2 protein-coding genes are annotated in these 521 nt (G+C 68.3%); both read left to right on the top strand.

What is annotated here, in order from left to right; genetic code table 11:
• A partial coding sequence (locus N2041_RS14810) for an FAD-linked oxidase C-terminal domain-containing protein (RefSeq protein WP_297679406.1) occupies nucleotides 1-252 on the top strand: 252 nt, incomplete at its 5' end.
• Nucleotides 252-443, top strand: coding sequence for a hypothetical protein (locus N2041_RS14805; RefSeq protein WP_297679404.1), 192 nt, complete (start codon nucleotides 252-254; stop codon nucleotides 441-443). The genes N2041_RS14810 and N2041_RS14805, both read left to right, overlap by 1 nt.
• Nucleotides 444-521: the final 78 nt, after the last annotated feature.

The following is a 521-nucleotide window of genomic DNA, read 5'->3' as shown; positions in this document are numbered from 1 at the left end:
CTCGAAACCAGCGTGCGCATGGGCGGCACCGTCACCGGCGAGCATGGCGTGGGGGTCGAGAAGCTCAATTCGATGTGCGTGCAGTTCTCGCCAGCCGAGCGCGAGGCGATGTTCGCCGTCAAGCGCGCCTTCGACCCGGCGGGCATCCTGAACCCCGGCAAGGTCATTCCGACGCTGCATCGTTGCGCCGAATACGGCCGCATGCATGTCAAGCGCGGACTGCTGCCGTTCGCCGATCTGGAGCGCTTCTAATGGCGCAAGCCCAGGTCGCCAACGGCGATGCAGCCATCGCGGCGCTGGCCGAGCAGATTCGCGCCGCCGGCGCCGACGGCCGCAAACTGCGCATCGCGGGCCATGGCAGCAAGGCCGGCTACGGCGAGCCGTTCGCGCCGTCGGGCCTGGACGTGCTGGACATGCGCGCCAATGCCGGCATCGTCACCTAGGAGCCGAGCGAGTTGGTCATCACCGTGCGCAGCGGCACGCCGGTTACGGAACTCGAAGCAGCGCTGACCGAGCACGAC

The sequence above is a fragment of the Tepidiforma sp. genome (assembly GCF_026419595.1).
Taxonomy (GTDB): domain Bacteria; phylum Chloroflexota; class Dehalococcoidia; order Tepidiformales; family Tepidiformaceae; genus Tepidiforma.
This window is presented reverse-complemented; position numbering and strand designations above follow the sequence as displayed.